Origin of the sequence: Paraburkholderia sp. SIMBA_053 (assembly GCF_046534895.1) — a bacterium.
In the GTDB taxonomy this organism is placed as follows: domain Bacteria; phylum Pseudomonadota; class Gammaproteobacteria; order Burkholderiales; family Burkholderiaceae; genus Paraburkholderia; species Paraburkholderia caledonica.
Genome location: NZ_JAWRXU010000002.1, coordinates 317,615 through 341,275, shown reverse-complemented (window position 1 = coordinate 341,275; position 23,661 = coordinate 317,615). Strand labels below are relative to the sequence as shown.

The 23,661-nt window shown below is 61.7% G+C and carries 19 protein-coding genes; 3 read left to right on the top strand and 16 right to left on the bottom strand.

Annotation, left to right across the window (positions count from 1 at the left end; genetic code table 11):
- Positions 1 to 13: 13 nt before the first annotated feature.
- On the top strand, positions 14 to 1,264 hold the full coding sequence (locus SB753_RS08060; protein ID WP_410799892.1) for a JmjC domain-containing protein: 1,251 nt from the start codon (positions 14 to 16) through the stop codon (positions 1,262 to 1,264).
- Between the two features lie 233 nt (positions 1,265 to 1,497).
- On the top strand, positions 1,498 to 1,761 hold the full coding sequence (locus SB753_RS08055; protein WP_084166713.1) for a hypothetical protein: 264 nt from the start codon (positions 1,498 to 1,500) through the stop codon (positions 1,759 to 1,761).
- 198 nt (positions 1,762 to 1,959) lie between these two features.
- Here the strand turns inward: SB753_RS08055 and SB753_RS08050 are convergent, their stop codons facing one another.
- The 3 genes from SB753_RS08050 to SB753_RS08040 all read right to left on the bottom strand — a co-directional run bounded on the left by SB753_RS08050 (position 1,960) and on the right by SB753_RS08040 (position 5,716).
- Complete coding sequence (locus SB753_RS08050; protein ID WP_410799890.1) at positions 1,960 to 4,224, bottom strand: helicase C-terminal domain-containing protein; 2,265 nt, start codon at positions 4,222 to 4,224, stop codon at positions 1,960 to 1,962.
- Between the two features lie 64 nt (positions 4,225 to 4,288).
- Positions 4,289 to 4,507: a DUF465 domain-containing protein gene (locus SB753_RS08045; protein ID WP_020065556.1), complete on the bottom strand. Its 219-nt coding sequence runs from the start codon at positions 4,505 to 4,507 to the stop codon at positions 4,289 to 4,291.
- A gap of 171 nt (positions 4,508 to 4,678) precedes the next feature.
- Entirely contained in the window at positions 4,679 to 5,716 is a 1,038-nt protein-coding gene (locus SB753_RS08040; protein ID WP_087751094.1) for a hypothetical protein, read from the bottom strand.
- Between the two features lie 246 nt (positions 5,717 to 5,962).
- Between SB753_RS08040 and SB753_RS08035 the strand changes: the two genes are divergently transcribed.
- A complete protein-coding gene (locus SB753_RS08035) occupies positions 5,963 to 8,311 on the top strand; it encodes a Tex family protein (protein WP_204520551.1) in 2,349 nt (782 codons plus the stop codon).
- A gap of 154 nt (positions 8,312 to 8,465) precedes the next feature.
- On the opposite strand, the gene SB753_RS08030 is transcribed toward SB753_RS08035, so the two are convergent.
- From SB753_RS08030 to hisS, 13 genes are all read right to left on the bottom strand, one after another.
- Positions 8,466 to 10,352: a potassium transporter Kup gene (locus tag SB753_RS08030; protein WP_027804236.1), complete on the bottom strand. Its 1,887-nt coding sequence runs from the start codon at positions 10,350 to 10,352 to the stop codon at positions 8,466 to 8,468.
- A 295-nt stretch (positions 10,353 to 10,647) separates the two neighbouring features.
- Positions 10,648 to 11,238: a phosphoribosyltransferase gene (locus tag SB753_RS08025; RefSeq protein WP_020065552.1), complete on the bottom strand. Its 591-nt coding sequence runs from the start codon at positions 11,236 to 11,238 to the stop codon at positions 10,648 to 10,650.
- Between the two features lie 3 nt (positions 11,239 to 11,241).
- Entirely contained in the window at positions 11,242 to 12,588 is a 1,347-nt protein-coding gene (locus tag SB753_RS08020) for an adenylosuccinate synthase (RefSeq protein WP_020065551.1), read from the bottom strand.
- Positions 12,589 to 12,721: 133 nt separating this feature from the next.
- Positions 12,722 to 13,873 (bottom strand): ATP phosphoribosyltransferase regulatory subunit, encoded by a 1,152-nt coding sequence (locus tag SB753_RS08015; RefSeq protein ID WP_020065550.1) that lies wholly within the window; start codon positions 13,871 to 13,873, stop codon positions 12,722 to 12,724.
- Positions 13,874 to 14,098: 225 nt separating this feature from the next.
- Positions 14,099 to 14,290: a DUF2065 domain-containing protein gene (locus SB753_RS08010; RefSeq protein ID WP_020065549.1), complete on the bottom strand. Its 192-nt coding sequence runs from the start codon at positions 14,288 to 14,290 to the stop codon at positions 14,099 to 14,101.
- Positions 14,291 to 14,336: 46 nt separating this feature from the next.
- Positions 14,337 to 15,239, bottom strand: coding sequence for a protease modulator HflC (gene hflC / locus SB753_RS08005; protein WP_020065548.1), 903 nt, complete (start codon positions 15,237 to 15,239; stop codon positions 14,337 to 14,339).
- A 12-nt stretch (positions 15,240 to 15,251) separates the two neighbouring features.
- A complete protein-coding gene (hflK, locus tag SB753_RS08000) occupies positions 15,252 to 16,646 on the bottom strand; it encodes an FtsH protease activity modulator HflK (RefSeq protein ID WP_410799886.1) in 1,395 nt (464 codons plus the stop codon).
- 47 nt (positions 16,647 to 16,693) lie between these two features.
- The gene (gene hflX, locus SB753_RS07995) at positions 16,694 to 17,866 is read right to left on the bottom strand and encodes a GTPase HflX (RefSeq protein WP_033379419.1); all 1,173 of its coding nucleotides are present in this window, start codon (positions 17,864 to 17,866) and stop codon (positions 16,694 to 16,696) included.
- 73 nt (positions 17,867 to 17,939) lie between these two features.
- A complete protein-coding gene (gene hfq / locus SB753_RS07990; protein WP_006051315.1) occupies positions 17,940 to 18,176 on the bottom strand; it encodes an RNA chaperone Hfq in 237 nt (78 codons plus the stop codon).
- A gap of 143 nt (positions 18,177 to 18,319) precedes the next feature.
- Positions 18,320 to 19,657 (bottom strand): ribosome biogenesis GTPase Der, encoded by a 1,338-nt coding sequence (der, locus tag SB753_RS07985; RefSeq protein ID WP_027775398.1) that lies wholly within the window; start codon positions 19,655 to 19,657, stop codon positions 18,320 to 18,322.
- A 732-nt stretch (positions 19,658 to 20,389) separates the two neighbouring features.
- On the bottom strand, positions 20,390 to 21,535 hold the full coding sequence (bamB, locus tag SB753_RS07980; protein WP_027775399.1) for an outer membrane protein assembly factor BamB: 1,146 nt from the start codon (positions 21,533 to 21,535) through the stop codon (positions 20,390 to 20,392).
- A gap of 67 nt (positions 21,536 to 21,602) precedes the next feature.
- Entirely contained in the window at positions 21,603 to 22,232 is a 630-nt protein-coding gene (locus tag SB753_RS07975; protein WP_020065542.1) for a YfgM family protein, read from the bottom strand.
- A gap of 78 nt (positions 22,233 to 22,310) precedes the next feature.
- A complete protein-coding gene (gene hisS, locus SB753_RS07970; protein ID WP_088174744.1) occupies positions 22,311 to 23,651 on the bottom strand; it encodes a histidine--tRNA ligase in 1,341 nt (446 codons plus the stop codon).
- Between the last annotated feature and the right edge of the window lie 10 nt (positions 23,652 to 23,661).

The following is a 23,661-nucleotide window of genomic DNA, read 5'->3' as shown; positions in this document are numbered from 1 at the left end:
CTCACATTATACGATGCCCAAGCGGCCCACTGACCACCCGGCCGAAGCAGCTTCGGCACGCAATTCGTCATCGGCTAAAAAGCCGGCTACCGCGATTCTTCCGCCTTCGCCCGACACACCCACGCCATTGCTCGGCAACCTTTCGCCGTCGCAATTCATGCGCCGGTACTGGCAGAAAAAGCCTCTATTGATCCGCCAGGCAATTCCTGATGTCGAGTCGCCGCTCTCGCGCGACGAGTTCTTCGAACTGGCGGACCAGGACGACGTCGAAGCACGCCTCATCACTCACTTTCGCAATAAGTGGCAGCTTGAACACGGACCGTTTGCGCCGGACGAACTGCCGTCGCTGAAGCAGCGCGCGTGGACACTGCTCGTGCAGGGCGTCGATCTCTACGACGATCGCGCGCGGGCCCTGCTGGACCGCTTCCGCTTCGTCCCCGATGCGCGTCTGGACGATCTGATGATCTCTTATGCGACAGACGGCGGCGGCGTAGGCCCGCACTTCGATTCCTACGATGTGTTTCTTTTGCAAGTAAAAGGCAAGCGGCGCTGGCGCATCAGTTCGCAGAAAGATCTGACGCTGCAGGCAGGACTGCCGTTGAAAGTTTTACAGAACTTCGAAGCGGAACAGGAGTGGGTGCTCGAGCCGGGCGACATGCTGTATCTGCCGCCGCACATTGCGCACGACGGCGTCGCCGAAGGCGAGTGCATGACGTGCTCGATCGGCTTTCGCGCGCCGTCAACCGGTGAGCTGACGGCCCAGTTTCTCTACCATCTGGCCGAGCGCGGCGAAGAAAACGGTCAGACGGGAGCGCTTTACCGCGACCCACAGCAACCTGCTGTGGACCGGCCGGCGGAACTGCCTGCCGCGCTGGTCGAACGCGTTGGCGCAATCCTTGCTGGCATCAAATGGAATGAGCAGGACATTGCGTCGTTCCTTGGCACGTACCTCAGCGAACCCAAGCCGAGTGTCGTCTTCGATCCGCCGCAAAGGCCGCTCAACGAAGCACGTTTCATTAGCCAGGCGTCGCGCTTAGGTGTGCGACTCGACCGCAAGACGAATATGTTGTACAACCGCCGTTTTTTCTTCGTAAATGGAGAGAAAATGTCGATCGACGGCGCGAAAAAATGGTTATTTGATCTCGCCGATCACCGGTGTCTGAGTGCGAAACGCTTTGTAACACTCTCACACGATTCGTCGGTGACAGCACGGCTACACGAGTGGTATTGTGCGGGCTGGATGCGGATGGGCGAGCTTGCCTAGCCTCGCGTGTCTGTTATACACAGTACATTGAAATTTTGTATGAGAAAGACAACGTATTGACCCCGGATTTATGGATTGTCAGTACGAAAGTGCATATAATTTCCGCCCAAGCCGTAGGGAAGATTCCTGCTCGTCAAAAGAGCGTCTCCACCAGCGGCCCAGGTCGGTGTTGGAGCACATTACCGGTATTATTTTGCGCTGTTGCTTACCTTTAACCATAAAAGGACGTGATCATGAAGAAATCCCTCCTCGTAGCATCCCTGTTGGCAGCTGTGGCACTGGCTGCATGCAACAAGAGCAACGACCAAGCCGCTGCCCCGGCTAGCGACGCAGCTGCCGCTTCGGCACCGGCTGCTGCTGCAGCTTCGGATTCGGCTGCTGCTGCTTCGGGTGCGGCTGCTGCTGCGAGCGACGCTGCTGCTTCGGCTACGACCGCTGCTTCGGACGCAGGCGCTGCTGCTTCGGCTGCTGCTCCGGCTTCGGGCGCAAGCCAGTAAGCTGTCGCGTAGGGTTCGCCTTAGGGCGAAAACTGCATCGGGAAATCGTCTCGGTTTCCCGAGCAGTAAAACAAAACGCCACGGGCTCACGTCCGTGGCGTTTTGTCATTCAGGCGCCGATTTCGTTAAAGCATTAGCGCAATCGAAGCCGGTTATCGCAACGACATTCGGCTTTGAAGCGCAGCTATTGAAGCGCGGCTATTGAGCAGCCTGGCCGCTCTCCTCGAAAAACTCACGCACCACCTCGATTTCACGTGTGCGCTTGAACGGCGGCAAGCTCTGCCAGATTCGGCGTCCATAAGGTTTATCAACAAGACGCGTGTCGCAGATCATCAAGACGCCACGGTCGGTTTCCGCGCGGATCAGTCGGCCGGCGCCCTGCTTCAGCGTAATAACAGCTTGGGGCAGTTGATGAACCGCAAATGGGCTCAGACCTTTCTTCGTCAGCGCGTCGAGACGCGCCGACAGAACCGGATCGTCAGGCGGCGCAAACGGCAGCTTGTCGATGACGACGAGCGACAGCGCGTCGCCACGCACGTCGACACCTTCCCAGAAGCTTTGACTCCCCACCAGAATCGCGTTGCCATAAGCACGGAAGCGGTCGAGCAATTCCGTGCGGCTTGCGTCGCCCTGCACGAGCAGCGGATAGTTCCAGCCGCGCGCTTCGATCACATCTCGCAGCTTGGCGGAGATTCGGTCCACGGCGCGCAACGTCGTACACAACATGAATACGCCTCCACCAGACGCTTCGATCGCCGGCAAGGCTGCGTCGAACACAGCGTCGGTGAATGTCGGTGACGACGGTTGCGGCAAATTGCGCGGCACATACAGAAGCCCTTGCGACGGGTAGTCGAACGGGCTCGGCAGCGTCATAGAACGTTTGGCGTTGAGTCCCATTTGCGCGGCGTAGTGCGTGAAATCGCCGCGCACCGACAACGTGGCCGACGTGAAGATCCACGCACGCGGAACACCTGCGCGCTGCTTGGCGAAGATCGGCGCGACCGAGAGCGGCGTTTCGTGCAACTGCACGGTATGCGCGAATACTTCGATCCAACGCACCTTCTCGTTAGGATCGGCACGCTCGCTCTTGCCTTCTGCGGAGCCGTTCTGAGCCGCATCGACCGTCTGACGTTCCAGCTCGGTAGGCGGCGTCGTCCAGCCGGCGAGCACGCCCTGCAGCTCGCGTGCGCGGCGCAGACACGCGCCGATCGACTCGGCGCGTTCGGCTTGCGTTGCAAGCGCGGAAGTCAGCGCGTCAAGTTCGGTTTCGAGCGCTACGAGCGCATCAAACAACGGATGATCGTCCGGCAACTGACCGATCGACAAACGCACCGAGTCTTCCTTGAACGCGAGCCGCACGTCACGCGCGGCGCGTTCCACCGTGGAGCCGAGTTTGACCCAGTCGACTGCGTCACGTGCATGACCCAAACCTTCGGCGACGCAATCGCGTGCAAGTTCGAGAAACTGCGCGGTGGAAAGCGTCTCGCCGAAAAACAGCGTGGCGGTTTCGGGAAGCTGGTGCGCTTCGTCGAAGATGACCGTGTTGGCCGTAGGCAGCAGCTCCGCCATGCCGGTATCGCGCAACATGATGTCGGCGAAAAAGAGGTGGTGATTGACCACCACGATGTCGGCCTGCTGCGCTTCGCGGCGCGCCTGCATTACGAAGCAGTCCTTGTAATGCGGACACTCCTGGCCGAGACAGTTATCTCGCGTGGACGTGACCATCGACCACACCGCCGCGGTTTCCGGCACGCTCGCGAGCTCAGCCTTATCGCCCGTGCGCGTGATCTTTGCAAACCGGACGATGTCCTGCAGATACGACGTTTCCTGTCGCGACGGCAAACGGCCGTTATCCGCCGTGCGCTGCAGATAGTAATGACACAGATAGTTCGCGCGGCCTTTGAGCATGGCGACCGACACCGGCACCGCAAGCGCGTCGCGCACGGTCGGAATATCGCGCTGAAAGAGTTGGTCCTGCAGGTGCTTGGTGCCCGTCGAAACGATCACCTTGCCGCCCCACAACATGGCCGGCACAAGATACGCATAGGTTTTGCCGGTACCCGTGCCTGCCTCGACGATCAGCGTGTTCTCGCCGCCGTCCAGGGCCTGCGCTTCGTCGGCTTCTACCGTGTCGGCTGCGGTCTCGGCGGCGCCCGTTTGCAGGCGCCGCGCCGGACGCTTTTGCGCCTCGAACATGGCGGGCTCGGGCATCGCGCGGCCCGACGCTTCCATCGCGGCCGCGACGGCGCGCGACATTTCGATCTGCGACGCGCGCGAGCGATAGCCGTCGATTTGCCTGGCCAATAAACCGTTATCGGCGAAGATCTCGTTGAGCTCCGCGGCGCGGCGTGGATTGAGCGATGCGCTCAGCGCGGACGCGGCGGGACGCGGCGCGGGTGTGCCGGTTTGTGATGCCTCGTCGGCGGCCGACGCGCGGCGGGAAGTTTCAAGCGGTGAATTCAAGGCAAGCGTTTCCTGCAAAATCCGGCTCGCGCGGCGCGCGCCCGGCGCCTGCCAGGCCGCGAACTCAGGCGCGTACGTCCGGTTCGAGCTGCAATTGCAGCAAGATGATGGTGTCCTTGACCTTGAGTTTGCGCTTTTTCAGGCGCTGCAACTCGAAGTCGTCGATGCCGGGCTCATCCGACATTCGGCCGATCAAACGGTCGAGCCCACTGTGCTCCGATTCCAGTTGCAGAATCCGGTCGCGAAGTGTGTCCGCGTTGATGACGTGATGTTGATCGCGCATGCTCGCCTCCGCTCGACTATTGCGTGGGCTGCATGTTCGCCATGTTCAGCCCGTTGCCTGAGGTTGCTGTCCGGCTTAAAACGCGCTACGACTACCTGCACCGATGCGTGCACTACTTCGATACTACAACCGCGCAGGCGCCCGCCACACGAGCGCTACGTCGCGCGCAGCTTACTGTTGCTGCTTCTGCTGCTCTTCGAGTTGCTTCTGCTGCTTCAACTGGTCCTGACGTTTCTGCTCCGCTTTTTCGGCTGCCTGCTTCTGGCGCGCCTCGACGTCGGCTTTGTGCTGAGCCGCTTCGGCCTGCTTTTTCTCGAAGCTCTGCTGCTTCTCTACGCGTTCCTGAGCCTTCTGCGCGCCCTGCTGACGAGCTTCGTCGAGCTTGCGTTGGAAGTCGGCCTGCTTCTGATCGTAAGCCTGCTGATTGGCCGCGGCCTTCGACGGGCTGATGCCGCGCTTCGCCTGGTCGATCGCGTGCTGGCGCTGCTTTTCCTCATAGGCCTGCGCGTTCGCGGCGCGCTGCGGCGCCTCTGCATTGCGCTGTGCCTCGTTCAACTGATGTTGACGCTGTTTCTCTTCATAAGCCTGGGCGTTGCGCGCGTCTTCGGCGGCGCGCTGCGGCGCGCCAGCTTCCTCCTGCGCGCGCTTGAGCTCCGCCTGCTCGTCACGTTTGCGGGCACGTTGCGCGCGCTCTTCGCCGTCCAACGCGAGCTGTTCCTTGCGGATCTGCGCCTGTACGGTGCGCATCTGATCGCGTGCCTTGTTCAAGCAGTGATTGACGAAGAACGTGCTGTAGCAATTATGCTCGGCGACGCCATAGCGGTAGTTGTTTTCGTCGCTGCGCTGGTTCAGCACCTTCTGCCGCGCGTCGAACTCGCTCTCTCCAGAAGTGGCGCTGTCGCCGCTCGCTGTGCTATCAGCTCCGGCATTCACTGAGCCATCCGCTTCGCCACTGACGCCATTGCCTTGATCCGCCGACGCTGCGCCTCGGGTCACCGAGCCCGCGGGCTTTCCGGCAGGCGCACTAGCGCCGCTTTCAGGCGCCACCGATTGCGCCGAAGCAGGCGCCGATAACGCGAGCGCGGCAGCCATCACACACGCCGCACACGACACCGCGAACGCTCTGCCCGAAACCAGCGCGCTCGCTTCGACGCCGCGCGTCACCCGTCCACGCAACGTGAACGGCCAGCGCACTGCGGACAGCGGCAAATGTGGCGTACGGGAGACCGGGTTCGAGCCCAGGCGGTTGAAAGAAAAGGAGATTGGCAACGTCGTAGAGGGGCAACGGAACATGCCCGAAATTCTATCACCCCCGGCGGTTGAGCCCTTTGGCATTTGTGGCAAAATGCCCCGCTCTAGCAACCTGGTCGCAGCGCGCACGCACTGCGTGCCCGGCGCCGCAAGGCGCCGCCGGCGCACGGCCCTTGACCGAGTCCGCAGGAAACCCAAGAGCTTATGACGGAAACCGTAGCACTCAAGATCGTACAGCGCATCGCCGCCGAACTGTCCGTACAGCCGCGCCAGGTCGCGGCCGCGGTGCAACTCCTCGACGAAGGAGCGACTGTTCCGTTCATCGCCCGCTACCGTAAGGAAGTGACCGACAATCTCGACGACACGCAGTTGCGTAATCTCGAAGAACGCCTGCTGTATCTGCGCGAACTGGAAGACCGGCGCGCGGCGATCGTCGCGAGCATCGACGAACAGGGCAAGCTCACCGACGAGCTGCGCAACGCGATCGAAGGCGCCGACAGCAAGCAGGTGCTCGAAGACCTGTATCTCCCATATAAACCGAAGCGCCGCACTCGCGCGCAGATCGCCCGCGAAGCCGGCCTGCAGCCGCTCGCCGACGCGCTGCTCGGCAATCCGCTGCTCGACCCGCAAACGGAAGCCGCCGCGTACGTGGACGCGGAGAAAGGCGTCGCCGACGTCAAGGCCGCACTCGACGGCGCCCGCGACATCCTCTCCGAGCAATTCGGCGAAACCGCTGATCTGCTCGGCAAACTGCGCGATTACCTGTTCAATCAGGGCGTGGTGTCGTCGAAAGTGGTCGAAGGCAAGGAAACCGCTGAAGAAGAGAAATTTCGCGACTATTACGACTATGCGGAAACGATTCGCACGGTGCCGTCGCATCGTGCGCTCGCGCTTTTCCGCGGCCGCAATGCGGGCGTGCTGATGGTCAAGCTGGGTCTCGGCGAAGAACTCGACGCACAGGTGCCCCATCCGGGCGAAGCGCTGATCGCACGTCACTTCGGTATTGCCAATCAGAACCGGCCGGCCGACAAGTGGCTTTCCGACGTGTGCCGCTGGTGCTGGCGCGTGAAGGTTCAGCCGCACATCGAAAACGAACTGCTGACCAACCTGCGCGACGAAGCCGAGCACGAAGCGATTCGCGTATTCGCGCGCAATCTCAAGGACCTGCTGCTGGCCGCACCCGCGGGACCGAAGGCCGTGATCGGCCTCGATCCGGGCATGCGCACCGGCGTGAAGGTCGCGGTGGTGGATCGAACCGGCAAGGTACTCGTCACCGACGTGATCTATCCGCATGAGCCGCGCCGCGACTGGGACGGCTCCATTGCCAAACTCGCGCGCATCTGCGCGCAGACGCAGGCCGAGTTGATCAGCATCGGCAACGGCACGGCGTCGCGGGAAACGGACAAGCTCGCGAGCGAACTCATTGCGCGCCATCCGGAGTTCAAGCTGCAGAAAATCGTCGTGTCCGAAGCCGGCGCGTCGGTGTATTCCGCTTCCGAGCTGGCCGCGAAGGAATTCCCCGACATGGACGTGTCGCTGCGCGGCGCGGTGTCGATCGCGCGGCGGTTGCAAGACCCGCTCGCCGAACTCGTGAAGATCGAGCCGAAGGCAATCGGCGTCGGGCAATACCAGCACGACGTGAATCAGCGGGAACTCGCGCGCTCGCTCGACGCGGTCGTCGAAGACTGCGTGAACGCCGTGGGCGTTGACGCGAACACGGCGTCGGTCGCCCTGCTCGCGCGCGTGTCCGGGCTGAACGCCACGCTGGCTCGCAACATCGTCGATTATCGCGATGCAAACGGTCCGTTCCCATCGCGCGACCATCTGCGCAAGGTGCCGCGTCTGGGTGACAAGACGTTCGAACAGGCTGCAGGTTTTCTGCGCATCAACAACGGCGAAAACCCGCTCGACCGCTCGTCCGTGCACCCGGAAGCGTACCCGGTCGTTGAACGGATCCTCGCGAAGATCAACAAGCACGTTGGTGAAGTGCTCGGCAATCGGGATGCGCTGCGCGGCTTGTCGCCAGGCGAATTCGTCGACGAACGTTTCGGCCTGCCGACCGTGCGTGACATTCTGCTCGAACTCGAAAAGCCGGGCCGCGATCCGCGCCCGGAGTTCAAGACGGCTACATTCCGTGAAGGCGTCGAAAAAGTCAGCGATCTGACGCCGGGTATGGTGCTCGAGGGCGTCGTCACGAACGTCGCGGCGTTCGGTGCGTTCGTCGACATCGGCGTACATCAGGATGGGCTCGTACACGTGTCGGCAATGTCGACGAAGTTCATCAAGGATCCGCACGAGGTCGTCAAGGCCGGACAGATCGTCAAGGTCAAGGTGCTCGAAGTCGATGTGAAGCGTCAGCGTATCGCGCTCACCATGCGCCTCGACGACGAATTCGGCGCGGCGGCGGCCCGCAGTGGCGGCGGTGCGCAGCAGGATCGCGGCAACTTTGGCCGCTCGGGTGGCAATGGACGCGGCGCGTCGCAACAGCGCTCACGCGAACCGGAAGCAGGCGGCGCGATGGCTGCGGCATTCGCGAAGTTGAAGCAAAAGTAAAAGTCTCTGTGTTCAGTGGACGAAGCGCTTGCGCCCCACTGAACACGCGCCTTCTACCACACGTCAGCTAATAAAAAACCCACGCATTTGCGTGGGTTTTTTGTTTCCGCAGAAGCATTCTGCGATGCAAACGGGCAAGGCACGCCCTGCGCCGTCATATCTCGATCTTCGTACCCAACTCCACTACGCGATTAGCCGGAATACTAAAGAAGTCCGTCGGCTTGGCGGCGTTCTGGTGCATCCATGCGAAAACACGCTCGCGCCACACCGACATGCCTGGCAATTGTGTCGGCACCACCGTTTCGCGCGCGAGGAAAAACGACGTATCCATCAACTCGAAGGTCATGTCGTGCGTACGGCCGATTTCGGTGAGCACTGCTTTCACGTCCGGCGTTTCGTTGAACCCGTATGCGGCCTTGACCAGATACAGACCACCGTCGATATTCTTCACCGTCACCCGCTCGGCGTCGTTCACATATGGAATGTCGCGCGTGACGAAGGTCAGGAAGATCGTGCGCTCATGCAACACCTTGTTGTGCTTCAGATTGTGCAGCAGGCTGACCGGCACCAGCGAATCGCTGCCCGTCAGATAAATCGCCGTACCCGACACACGATGCGGCGGGTGCGCGAGCAAACCTTGCAGGAACGGCATCAAAGGAATACCGTCGGCGGCCGTGCGCTCCTTCACGATCATCCTGCCCTTGAACCATGTCATCAGCAGGAAGAACAGAAGCGCGCCGATGCCGAGCGGTAGCCAGCCACCCTCTTCCACCTTCAGCAAGTTCGCACCGAAAAAGCCTAAGTCGATCGTAATGAACACAGCGATGATCAGCCCGACGAGGAACTTGTTCCAGTTCCACACTTTCACCATCACGACACAAGCGAGGATGGTCGTGATGACCATGGTCGCGGTCACCGCGATGCCGTATGCGGCCGCGAGATTGTCCGAGCTTTTGAACGCGATCACGATGCATAGAATGATGAACAGCAGCATCCAGTTCACCACCGGCACATAGATCTGGCCGATTGCGAGTTCGGATGTGTGCAGGATCTTCATACGCGGCACGTAGCCGAGCTGGATCGCCTGGCTCGTCAGCGAATACGCGCCTGAAATCACCGCCTGCGAAGCGATCACGGTCGCGACCGTCGACAGCACGACCAGCGGCAGCAACGCCCATTGCGGCGCGAGCAGGAAGAACGGATTCTCGATCGCTTTGGCGTCGTGCATCAGCAACGCGCCCTGGCCGAAATAGTTCAGCACCAGCGACGGCATGACCAGCACGTACCAGCCCATGCGGATCGGCTTGGCCCCGAAGTGGCCCATGTCTGCGTAGAGCGCCTCAGCGCCCGTCAGCACCAGCACCACTGAACCAAGCACGACATACGCTTGCAGCACATGCGCGGCCATGAAGGTGTACGCGTAATACGGGTTCAGCGCGCGGATCACGTTCGGCGATTGCACGATATGCCACAGCCCGAGCGCAGCAAGCACCACGAACCACACCAGCATGATCGGGCCGAACAACCGGCCAACCGTGGCCGTGCCGTGCCGCTGGATCCAGAACAGCAGCACAAGGATCACCATGGTCAGCGGCAATACGAGATGCGACAGATGAGGCGCCGCAATCTCCAGCCCCTCGACTGCGGAAATCACCGAAATGGCCGGCGTAATCACTGCGTCGCCATAAAACATGCAGGCGCCGAAGATGCCGAGCATCATCAGCAATCCGGCCATTTTCGATTTCTCGTCGAGCGAACGCAGCGCCAGCGCCATGAGCGCGAGCACGCCACCCTCGCCGTTGTTGTCCGCGCGCATCACGAACAATACGTACTTGATGCCCACCACGATCACGATGGCCCAGAACAGCAGCGAAATCACGCCCAGGATGGATTGATCGGTAAGCGGGATGCCATGCGACGGGCTGAAGGCTTCTTTCAGCGCATACAACGGGCTCGTGCCGATATCGCCGAACACCACCCCGATCGCGGCGACCGCGAGGGAAGGCAGTGGCTGTTTGTGCACGTGATTGTTATCTGTCATAAACGCGAGAAAATCCGTTCCCAGGGCGGAAAAAGCGACCGCTATTCTAAACCGCCTGTCTGAAGCCGCCCGGCTTGTTGTGGATACACCACGTGGATGGTCCGCGCAGTGTAGCACTGCGGTATGTGCGCGTCTGCTGTACGAATCGCTATGCCGCGGATGTCATCGCAGGCTGCGAAGCGTAGGCGCCGGTGACTGCGCGCACATAAAAAAACGGAGCCCAATTGGGCTCCGCTTCGGATGCGTTGCATAGCACGGTGCAGCGCTGAGTGCCGCTAAACGTTGCGATGCCCGCTCAGTTTCCCGAGGACTCCTGCGCTTGCGCGACGCCGCGCTTGATCCACGCGCCGAGGTTATGCGGACGAACCGTGTCCCACTCCTCGAACGGCTGATGAATCCACGGATTCGTAGGCAGATATTGCACGTGATAATCGGGCTTCACTTTCGAGCAGCCTTTGTACCAGAGCACTGCGGAGCGCACTGCCGTGATCGCCGGATAACGCTCTTTCAGATGCTGCTGAACCCGTGCGAGCGTGACGCCCGAATCGACGAGATCGTCGACGAGCAGCACGTTGCCGTGCAGTTCACCGCGCGTCATCGTGATGTATTGCGCGATGTCCAGTTCGCCCTGCTCCGTGCCGGCCGCTTCGCGATACGAACTCGTGGCGAGAATAGCCAGCGGCAGATCGTAGATACGCGAAAGCTGGTCGCCCACGCGCAAACCGCCACGCGCGAGGCACAGGATCTTGTCGAACTTCCAGCCCGACTCGTGCACGGCCATGGCGAGCAATTCGATCAGCCGGTGATATTCGTCCCAGCCGACCCACAGGTTCTTGTCGTCGTTGCGCGGATCTTTCATCGCAATCATGGGGAGACCTTGCACCATCGCTTAAGCCTTGAACGGATGACGAAGCAGAATGGTCTCGTCGCGATCCGGACCCGTGGACACCATGTCGATAGGAATGCCCGCCACTTCCTGGACGCGCGACAGATACGCACGTGCGTTCGCCGGGAGCTTGTCCCATTCCTTGATGCCGACCGTGCTTTCCTTCCAGCCCGCGAAGGTTTCGTACACCGGCTCGCAGCGCGCAACTTCCGACGCGCCGCGCGGCAGCAGATCGACGTTCTTGCCGTCCACCGTGTAGCCGACGCAGAGCTTCACTTCTTCGAGACCGTCGAGGACGTCGAGCTTGGTCATGCACAGGCCCGACACGCCATTGATCTGGATCGAGCGGCGCAGTGCTGCAACGTCGAGCCAGCCGGTGCGGCGCGGACGGCCGGTAACCGAGCCAAATTCCTTGCCGACGGTGGCAAGTTCCAGACCGATCGCTTCCTGACGCGCGGCGTTGTCCGCGTCGTACAGTTCGCTCGGGAACGGGCCCGAACCGACGCGTGTGCAGTACGCTTTGGTAATGCCGAGAATGTAGTTCAGCTTCTGCGGACCGACGCCCGCACCCGCAGTCGCTGCGCCCGCGACGCAATTGCTCGACGTGACAAACGGATAGGTACCGTGGTCGATATCGAGCAGCGTGCCTTGCGCGCCCTCGAACAGCAGGTTGCTGCCGGCGGCGTTCGCGTCGTACAAACGGCGCGACACGTCGGTGACCATTGGCTTCAGACGGTCGGCATAGCCCAGCATCGTGTCGAGCGTTTGCTGGAAATCGACAGCGGCGACGCCCAGGTACTGCGTCAGCACGAAGTTGTGATAGTCCAGGTTTTCGCGCAGGCGTTCAGCGAAAGTCTCCGGCTCGAAGAGGTCCTGAACGCGCAAGCCGCGGCGCGCCACCTTGTCTTCATAGGCGGGGCCGATGCCACGGCCGGTCGTGCCGATTTTGCTCGCACCGCGGCGCGCTTCGCGGCCCTGGTCGATAGCAATGTGGTACGGCAGGATCAGCGTGGTGGCTTCGGAAATGAACAGGCGTTTCTGAACGTCGACGCCGGCGGCTTCGAGCTCGCCAATTTCCTTGAACAGCGCTTCCGGCGACAACACGACGCCATTGCCGATGTAGCACGCGACGCCGGGATGCATGATGCCCGACGGAATCAGACGCAAGATGGTTTTCTTGCCGCCGATGATAAGCGTGTGACCGGCATTGTGACCGCCCTGGAAGCGAACGACGCCGTGGGCGTGGTCCGTCAGCCAGTCGACGATCTTGCCCTTGCCTTCATCACCCCACTGGGTCCCCACGACGACGACGTTACGCCCGGGGTTCACATTCACTGCGCTGGCAGACATGTTGTTTCGTAAGCTGGTTAAAAACGTATTCTACCTAGGTTCGCGGAAGCATCCGGAATTTTTCCGTTTCCGCTCAACGGTATGCACGTTATGGTGGGTATTGCGAAGAAGCGCCGCTCGTATCGGAGCGCGCTCAGGAACGCGGTTCAACCGTCCATGCGCCGTTGCGCTCGACCAACACGCGGTCGAACGCGAATTCATCCAGGTCGTGCTCGTGGCCAGGCAGTGCCTGAATCACCACTTCGCCGGCATCGCGCAACGCGGCGACGCTCACACGCAGCGCGTCGTCGTGCTGCCACGGCGCAAGGATCGCGCTGCTCCGCGCTTCGACAGGCGAGATGCGCGCCACTTCGCGCAAATCGAGCGAAAAGCCGGTCGCCGCCCGTGCGCGCCCATAAGCCTGCCCGACATGGTCGTAACGGCCGCCGCGCGCGACGGCATTCGGCACGCCGTCCACGTACGCCGAGAACATGACGCCGCTGTGATACGCGTAGCCACGCAAATCGGCGAGGTCGATCATGACTTCGGCGCCTTCCACCTGGCTTGCGAGGAAGGCGAGGTCGTCGAGCGCACGCGCGATAGCCGGCGCATTCGGCAAGCGGGCGCGTGCCTCCTCGAGCACCGAGGCGTCCCCGTAAAGCGAGGGCAGCGAGCGCAACGCATCGCGTGTCACGGCCGTGAGGTTCGCGGTCAATTCCACTAGCCGCGGCACGTCCTTGCCCGCCAGCGCGTCGTACAACGATTGTCCCAGCTCGGCGGCCGCCGGTTCCGCTTCGATCAATGCGGCGAGCACGCCCGCGTGGCACAGGTCGAGACGCACCTTGGCGAGGCCCGCGAGACGCAGCGCATCGAGCATTAGCTGCTGGATTTCGAGATCGGCCTCGAGGCCCGCATGACCGTAGATTTCGGCGCCGATCTGAATCTGCTCGCGCGTCGCGTGCAAGCCGCGCGGCCGCGTGTGCGCGACATTTCCGGCATAGCAAAGACGCGTGACGCCCTGGCGATTCAGCAGGTGCGCGTCGATACGCGCGACCTGCGGCGTGATGTCGGCGCGCAGGCCGAGCGTGCGTCCGGACAACTGATCGACGAGCTTGAACGTGCGCAGATTGAGGTCGTGCCCGCCGCCCGTCAGCAGCGACTCGATGTATTCGAGCATCGGCGGCATCACCATCTCGTAGCCGTACGAGCGGAAACGGTCCAGCAGATGGCGCCGCAACTCTTCGATCTTGCGGGCTTCCGACGGCAGCACGTCGGCAATATTCTCGGGAAGTAACCAGGTCGACATCGATACAGTCCTACGACGTTGAACACGGCGGCTGAGTGCGCCGGTAAGTGAGAGTGTTTGGCGGGCCAGGGCTCGATTCTGGCGAGTTCGGCGGCTTTCCGGATGCGGCCCGTATTGCGTTGGACCGAAAGCGCGGGTTCCGCAGCGAGCCGCCGCGCAAATGTGCGACCTTGGTCACACCCGAACTCGCGCCGCACGCGGCATCGCGCTAACCGGCCTACTGCCTCAGGTCACGAAAAACAGCAGAATCAGCCCGAGCAGCATCACGATCAGCCCGCCGACACGAATCTGATGCGCCGGTCGTTCCGCTATTCTACGGAACGTGTCGCGCCAGGCGCTCGGAAAAACGAACGGGAACATCCCCTCGATAATCAGCATCAACGCGATCGCGAGCAGTAACGAGCCGACTATATCCATGCTAAAGAAGGGGGCCGCGATGCGAATGCCGCGGCGTTCCGGGTTATTAGTGTTTGCGCGGAGCCGCGGAAGCGTCCGGGGCGAGGCCGCCGGTCGAACTACGCATGAAGCGGAAGAACTCGTTGCTCGGATCGACCACGATTACGTCGCCTGGCTTGAAGGTCTTCCGGTACGCCTGCATGCTTTGGTAGAACTGATAGAACTCCGGGTCGCTGCCGTACGCTTGCGCGGCGATCTCGGCGGCGTTTGCGTCGCCCTCGCCCTTGATGGTTTGCGCCTGACGGTAACCGTCCGCGAGAATCGCCTGCTGTTGCGCGACCGCGTCCGCCCGGATCTTGTCGGCCTCGGCGGCACCCTTCGCGCGCTCGTCGGCCGCGGCCTGCTCGCGTTCGGCGATCATCCGCTTGTAGACCGAGTCAGCCATTGAGGCCGGAACATCGACCCGCGTCAACTGAACGTCCACGACCGACACGCCCAGCGACGCCGCACTCTTCGCCATCGCGGCACGGGCTTCGTCGGCGAGTGCCTGCTGTTTGGCCAATGCGTCGGACAACGTGTACTTGCCGAACGCGTCGCCGAGCGCACTGCGCGCAACGAGGGCAATGCGGTCCGGCAGGCTCTGCACGTCGCCCTTCGTTTCGGTCAGCAGCTTCAGCGGATCGGTCACGCGATATTTGACGACAGGGTTCGCGAGCAGATCGTTCTTGTCCGACGTGACGTAGCGATCTTCGTCCGGCGCGTCGAGCGACTGGATGCGGTTATCGACAAGCGTCACCGTTTGCAACGGCGGCGGCAACTTCACGTGCAAGCCTGGACCGAGCAAGGTGGGAGCGGCGTCGCCGCGCGGGGACAACACTGCCATATGACGCTGGTCGACAACGAATACCATCGACGAAGCGGCAAACAGCACGATGACAACGGCAATGACGAGCGCAATGATCTTGTTCATGATGTGTGCCCCTTATTGAACGTCGTCTTCACGCGTACGGCTGCGGAAGGAATCGCGTGAGCGCAGCGCGTCGCTGCTGGCCGCCGCCCGGCTGGCGGGTGTGGCGGCTGCGGCAGACGCAGACACTGCAGGCGCTGCCGCCGTCGATCCGCCTGCGGCGGGCGCATTGGAAGTCGCTACCTGCGGCGCGCTGGCGGCCACGCCGCCCGATGCCGCCGTGGCGGCTGCAGCAGAATCGGCCACCCGTTGACGAGTCTGCTCGACCAGCTTGTCGAGCGGCAGATACAGCACATTGTTGCCGCTCTTGCTGTCCACAAAAACCTTCGTCGTATTCGAATAGATCTGCTGCATGGTTTCCAGATACATGCGCTCGCGAATGACCGCGGGCGCTTTCGAGTACTGCGCATAGACCTGCTTGAAGCGGTCGGCGTCGCCTTGCGCCTCAGCCACCGTTTTGTCGCTGTAGGTTTTCGCGTCGTCGATCTGGCGCGCCACATCGGCTTGCGCGCGCGGCAGCAGATCAGCGGCGTACGCCTGCGCGTCGCGCTTCGCACGCTCGTTCTCCTGACGGACCTTGGCAGCGTCGTCAAACGCGGCCTGCACCCTGTCGGGAACCTGCACGCCCTGGATCGTCACACCGGTGACAGCGAGGCCGGACTGATACTCATCGAGCGATTGCTGGATTGCTGCCATTAACTGCTGACGAATTACTTCGCGATCCTGACCAAGAATTTCGTCTGTGCTGCGCGCGCCGACGATGCCGCGCACCGCCGCCTGCGCGGCCTGCATCACGCCCTGATCGGGATCGACGCTGCGGAAAAGGTAATCGGTCGGCTTGCGGATCTGGTACTGCACCGCAAAGCGCACGTCGACGATGTCCGCGTCGTGCGTGAGCATGGACGCGTCTTTTACGTTCGCGAGACGCACCACGTTATTGCGGCCGATTTCCACCTGGCGAACCTGGCCGATATTGACGAGCTCATGCGCTTCGAACGGATAAGGCAGGCGCCAGTGCACGCCTTGCCCCGCCGTGTAGCGATATTTGCCAAACTGCATCACAACGCCGGCCTGGCCGTCTTGCACGACGAACACACCACTGCCGAGATAGATTGCGATCAGCACGCCGATGACGATGCCCACGCCGATGCGCGCGCCACGGCCGTTGTCCGGACGCCCGCCGCCAACACCGCCGCCCTTGCGGCCGAACATGCGGCTCAGACGGCGGTTGAAATCCCGCCACATCTCGTCGAGATCCGGGGGACCTTCACCTTCCTTGGTCTGAGGACGCTTGGGCTCACCCGGCCGCTGACGCTCGCCATTGCCGTCGCCACGGCCCCAGCGGGGATCGTTCAGTGAAAACATGGCGCGCATGCGCAGCCAGATACTCCGCTCGTTGTAATCGTTCACCTGTGTTCGTTCACCAGAGTAGACAGCGGGTATGCAATTGGAACGGGTCAGTGCCCGAGTTCTGAGACCTTGCGCTCGTCGCGCGGTGCCGCCGACCGGTCTTCTTCCGAGGAGTCATGCGGCGTGTCGGACAGAGCTTCTGCAGTAGCGATCTCAGCGATGGCAGCGCGCAATGTATCCAGCCCCTGCCCCGTGCGCGCGCTCAAAAAGACGCGCGAAATATTACCATACTCGTCCCGCTCGACCGCGTCCCCGCGGGCCGCCAACTCCGGCACTGCGTCGATCTTGTTGAACACGAGCACCTGCCGGATCGTGTCCGCACCGATCGCGTGCAACACCTCGTTGACCTGATCAATCTGGTCGAGTCGCACCGCGCTCGACGCGTCGACGACATGCAGCAACAGATCAGCGTGAATTGTTTCCTCGAGCGTGGCGCGAAACGCCGCAACCAATTGGTGGGGCAGTTCGCGAATGAAGCCGACCGTGTCGGACACCACCACCTGCCCTGCTTCGTCGCCGAGATAAACGCGGCGGGAGGTCGTGTCGAGCGTGGCGAACAGCTGGTCGGCCGCATACGCCTGCGCCTTCGTGAGCGCGTTGAAGAGCGTGGACTTGCCCGCGTTCGTATAGCCGACCAGCGACACCGACATGGTCTGATTGCGCGAGCGCTGGCGGCGCTGCGTGCCATGCTGACGACGCAGTTTTTCGAGCCGCGTCTTGAGCGCCTTGATGCGCTCGCCGATCAGCCGGCGGTCGGTTTCGAGCTGCGTTTCGCCTGGACCGCGCAAGCCGATACCGCCTTTTTGCCGCTCGAGGTGGGTCCATGCGCGGATTAGCCGCGTCGACAGATACTGCAATTGCGCGAGTTCCACCTGCAGCTTGCCTTCATGGCTGCGGGCGCGTTGCGCAAAAATATCGAGGATGAGACTCGTGCGGTCGACCACGCGCCGATTAAGCGCTTGCTCCAGATTGCGCTGCTGGGCAGGCGCAAGAGCGTGGTTGAAAATAACGAGTTCGATGTCGTTCGCCTCACACGCGAGACGCAGTTCTTCGGCCTTGCCGCTGCCGACGAACATCTTCGCATCGGGACTGGCCCGGCGCCCGGTGAGGGTGACTAGAGGATTCGCGCCCGCGCTTTGCGCGAGCAGGCTGAGTTCTTCGAGACTGGCTTCGAAATCGATCTTACCGAAGTCGATGCCGACAAGCGCTGCATTGATCAAATTGGAGGGTATCAAAATGAGGCGGCCGGAGGTGATCGCCAACGGGCGACGCTACGCCGGCCGCGACGGGGGTTTAGGACTGTTCAGAATCCGGGTGGAAATTCACCGGACGGGCTGGCACGACAGTCGAGATTGCGTGCTTGTAGACCATCTGGGTGACCGTATTCCGGAGCAACACGACGTACTGGTCGAACGATTCAATGTTCCCTTGAAGCTTGATGCCGTTGACCAGGTAGATCGACACCGGCACATGCTCTTTACGCAGTGCGTTCAAAAACGGGTCTTGTAACAATTGCCCTTTGTTGCTCATAGCAAACTCCGTATTTTTTTGCAGGTTGACTAAATTGACGACAGAAGAAAAAGGTATCCGCCGTCAACCGCTACACTATAGCCGATTTTCGTTTTCGCGCGGGCACCCTGCCCAAGCGGCCAAACCCAACGCACATGCGGGTTTCAGCCTTTGTCCGCGTAAGGGTTGGTCGACGATCTGAACTCTATTCGCAATGGAGTCCCGGTCAGCTTGAAAGTTTCACGGAAGCGGTTTTCAAGGTAGCGTTTGTACGTTTCGGTGATCGCATCGAGTGCGTTGCCATGAATCACAATGATCGGGGGATTCTGTCCACCCTGGTGCGCGTAACGCAATTTCGGCCGCACCGGACCACGGCGACGCGGCTGCTGAAACTCCACTGCATCAATCAGCGCACGCGTGAGCTTCGGCGTGGGCAGCTTCGCCATTGCCGCGGCGTACGCGTCGTCCACCGAGCGCATCAGCGGACCGATACCTGTTTTTTCCGCTGCAGAAATGAAATGGAACTTGGCGAAGTCGAGGAATTTTAGTTTGCGTTCGAGATCCGCTTTGGTGCGCTCGCGCACATGCGAATCGAGCCCGTCCCACTTGTTTACGCCGACCACCAGCGCACGACCTTGCTCCACCACGAAGCCGGCGATATGCGCGTCCTGTTCCGAAATGTCCTGACGCGCGTCGAGCAGCAGAATCACGACATTCGCGTCCGAAATCGACTGCAGCGTTTTCACCACCGAGAACTTCTCGATCGCTTCGAACACCTTGCCGCGACGGCGCAAGCCCGCCGTATCGATCAGCGTGTACGGCTTGCCTTGGCGCTCAAAGTCGACGTAGATCGAATCGCGCGTAGTGCCCGGCATATCGAACGCGATGACGCGCTCTTCGCCGACCAGTGCGTTGATCAACGTCGACTTGCCGACGTTCGGACGGCCGACGATCGCGATCTTTACGCCGCGCGCTTCCTTCTCGTCGTCGCTTTCTTCGGGCTGGCCCGCGTAAGCGACGCCGAGCGCCTCATTGATCATCTCCGTGACGCCGTCACCGTGTGCAGCCGAAATTGCACGCGGATCGCCGAGACCGAGCTCGTAGAAGTCGGCGGCGACCGTGCTGTACTTCATCCCCTCGGCCTTGTTGACGACGAGGAAGATCGGCCGGCCGGTCTTGCGCAAGTAGTCGGCAATTGACTTGTCTTGCGGCGCAAGGCCATTGCGACCGTCGACGATGAACACGACGATGTCCGATTCCTCCACTGCCTGGCGCGTCTGGCGCGCCATTTCATGGAGAATGCCGTCTTTCGCGACGGGCTCGAAACCGCCGGTGTCGACGACCAGGTAGGGCCGCTCGCCTGTACGCCCTTCGCCGTAGTGGCGATCGCGCGTGAGGCCGGGCAGATCGGCAACGAGCGCATCACGCGAACGCGTGAGACGATTGAAGAGTGTGGATTTCCCCACATTGGGGCGCCCTACGAGGGCAATAACGGGTTTCATCAGATGTTGTTCACAGTGAAACGCGGATCGGAATCGACCGTCCGCGTTGCGACGCCATTGCGCCGCTAGACGGCAGCGTTTGACGAAAATTATCACGAATTCGGCCAGCCCCGGCTGCGCTGTCCATATGCGCGCCGAGGCGGACGGGGGTTTGACTGTATGGCAGCGCGGCGAGGCTACGAGGCTTCGTTTTGCTGCGGGCAGTTCGCTCGCGAATTGCGCTGCCCGTCTTGCAACGGCCAAAGAACGGCGCCGCGAGCGGTGAACAAGCCACATTGGGCGTTTCTGTTGGCCCGTGTGCGTCACCGCTGTACGCTGCCGTTGGTCGCCGCTTTGTTTGCCGCCTTCGCTGAGTGGCTTTCGCAGCTGTTTTTCTCGGCCGCGTTGGTTGGCCGCTGTTTTTCAGCCACTGCTTGTAGCCGCTTCATTGGCCGTTTTCGTTGGCTGCGTTCGCCGGCCGTTGCCGTTGGCCGCTTTCATTGGCCGCTTTCATTGGCCACTTTCATTGGCCACTTTCATTGGCCACTTTCATTAGCCACTCATTCAGCCGTTCTTTGTCGGCCCGCCGACCCAGCCAGTGCGGCGGAATTCCATTTCCCTACTTACTTGCGACGCCGCCTTGCGGGACAACACGTGCGCCGCCGAACGCAAAGAACATGGCACCTGCATCCACCGCCAACAGCGTTCGGCCGGCAAAGCCGGCCCGCCCGCTTGGGCGGCGTTCCCGCAAAATCAACGCGGACGATAACCGTACAGGTCGCCGTCGCGCGTTTGCACTACGAGCGTCTCGCCGGCCAGCACCGGTGCCGCCGAAATCGCGCTTCCGTCGGTCTTCATGCGCGCGACTAGCGTTCCGTCGTCGCGCGACAGGAAGTGCACGTAACCCTGGTAGTCGCCGAGCACGGCCGCATGACCGAGGATGAACGGCACGCCCAGTTCGCGATTCTTAAGCTTGTCGTTCTTCCACAGCTGCGTGCCATTCGTGACGTCGAACGCGGATACGACTGACCAGTCGTCCGCTGCGACAACCGCGCGGTCGTCCTGCGCGAGACCGCTCGCGCTCGAGAACGCCTTTTCCCACAGCGCACGGCCAGAGTTCGCATCGAAACAGCCGATCTGCCCTTGGAACGTCACCGCACAGGTTTCCGAGCCGACCAGCGTGGGCGGTCCGGTCACGTCGTTGATGCGCTCCACTTCGGTCACGCCCTTCGGATAAGAAACCGGCGTTTGCCAGTAGTTCTCACCCGTCTGCAGATTGATCGCGGCAAACGCACCGCCGGGGAACCCGGCCAGCACAGCCGCGTCGCCGGCGAAAGTCATACCCGACGACACGCGCAGGTTCAGCGGCACCGCGCGGTTGCGGTAGTTCCACTTCTGCTCGCCGGTTTGCGCATTGAATGCGACGATCTGTCCGTCCACGGTACGCACGACCACCAGACCGTTGCCGACGAGCGGCGGCGAAATGATTTCGCCCGGTGCCTTGGCCGTCCACAATTGCTTGCCGTCCGCGCCGAGCACATAGACGTCGCCCTTCAGGCCGCCGACCGCCGCCAACGTGCCGTCGCTGCCGACACCTGCGGAAATGTCGTCGTGCAGCTTGACACGCCAGATGTCTTTGCCGGTTTGTGCGTCGATCTTCGCGACCGAACCGTTTTGGCCGGCCGCATAGACGGCGTCGCCGACCGCAACCGGCGAGAACAGATAACGACCTGCCTTACCGACGCTCGTCTTCCAGGCTTGCTGCACGTCGAGCACGGGTTTGAACTCGGTGAGCGGCGTCGGCACGCGGCGCTCGTCTTTCGTGGATGAGCATGCCGCGAGAGCGAGGACGGTCATCGCACAGACAACGGGCACAGCGTAACGTTTCAGCAGATTCATCGGTGGACGAAGCATTCAGGAAATAGGTTAAAGAAACTCGTTGCACGCGGTGCACCGCACCCGGCGCTTAGCCGCCCAGCGCGTCGAGCTTGAACTGGATCAACTGACGTGCGGAGCTGTCATTCTTCGACAGCGATTCGAGCGCGAGCTTATAGGCCGCGCGCGCGTCGTCACGCTTGCCCTGAGCGGCGAGCAGATCGCCGCGGCCGTTTGCGACGATGCCTTTGAACGCATCGGACTGCGGCTCGGCGAGCAGTGCGAGACCCTGGTCGTAAGCCTTTTCGTCGAGCAGCAGCGAAGCAAGCCGCAACTTGGCGATCTGCTTGAACTCGTCGTCCTTCGCGTGATCGATGGTCCATTGCAGCTGGGCTTTTGCCGCGGCTTCGTCGCCTGCGGCATAGAGCGCCTTGGCGGCGCCAAGCGCGGTCATTTGCGCGTAGGCCGTGCGGCTGAACTTGTCTTCCATGTCTGCCGCGACGCGCGTGATCTTCGCCTTGTCGCCCGACGCTACAGCCTGCTGCACCTGGTCATACAACACAGCGGCTTCCGCTGCCTGACGCCGCTGCCAGAAATTCCAGCCGTTCCAGCCTGCCGAGACGACCAGCGCCACCAGCACGATCCATGTGGTGGCATTACCCCATTGCGCCCACCAAGTCTTCAGACCTTCAATCGATTCTTGTTCGTCGTGGTAACTCATTGCCCGGCGATTTCCTCTTTCTTGCTACGTGTGCGTGTCGAGCCTGATTGATCACCAACCGGCTCGACGACATCGCGATCAGTCGTCGCCGTCTTCGGCGGTTGCAACCATCGCATTGATTAGAAATTCGGTCAAGTCTTCGGCGGGCACGTTATGTTGCTCGTTTTTACCGCCGCTCGCCTGCGTATCTCGCAGCGGTTTGACCCCGACCGTACCGTTCGCGATCTCATCTTCGCCGAGCACCACCGCGAACGCGGCGCCGCTTGCGTCGGCGCGTTTCATCTGCGATTTGAAGCTCGCCGACTGGCCGTCAGCGCTGCAATGCAGGATCACATCAAGGCCGGTGTCGCGCAGCCGCTCGGCGATGATGAAAGCCTGTTCGCGCGCGGCGTCGCCTTGATGGACTACGTAGACGTCGCAACCTTCGTCTTCAGGCACGAGCTTATCTTCCTTCAGCAACTCGAGAATTCGCTCGATGCCCATCGCCCAGCCGCACGCCGCCGTGGGCTTGCCGCCTAGCTGCTCGATCAGCGGATCGTAACGGCCGCCCGCCGCGACGGTGCCCTGCGCGCCCAACTTGTCCGTCACCCATTCGAACACGGTCAGATTGTAGTAATCGAGACCGCGCACGAGACGCGGATTGATCTTGAACGGAATGTTGTTCGCTTTGAGAATGCGCTGCAAACCTTCGAAGTGCGCGCGCGATTCCTCGCCGAGGAAATCGATCAGCTTCGGCGCGTTCTGCGCGACTTCCTGCAGCGCCGGATTCTTCGTGTCGAGCACGCGCAGCGGGTTCGTGTAGAGACGGCGTTTCGCGTCTTCGTCGAGCACGTCCATGTGCTTTTCGAGGTAAGCGATCAGTTCGACGCGATGCGCCGCGCGCTCTTCCGCGAGACCGAGCGAATTGATTTCGAGCTTGATGCCAGTCAAGCCCAGGTCGTCCCACAAGCGCTGGCACATCATGATGATTTCAGCGTCCGCGTCCGGACCGGCAAAGCCCAACGCTTCCACGCCGACCTGATGGAACTGGCGATAGCGGCCGCGTTGCGGACGCTCGTGACGGAACATCGGGCCGATGTACCACAGGCGCTTCGGGCCGTCGTACAACATGTTGTGCTCGATCGCCGCGCGCACCACCGCCGCCGTATTTTCCGGGCGCATAGTCAGATTTTCACCGTTCAACGCGTCGGTGAAGCTGTACATCTCTTTCTCGACGATGTCGGTCACTTCGCCGATACCGCGCGTGAACAGCTGCGTATGTTCGACGATCGGCGTACGAATATTCTGGTATCCGTACGAACGCAACATCGACTTGACGGTGGTTTCGAAAAATTCCCACAGCCCGGCGTCCTGCGGAAGGATGTCGTTCATGCCCTTCACGCCCGACAGCTTTTCGAGCTTTTTCTTCTGTTCAGTCATCTGTATCCGA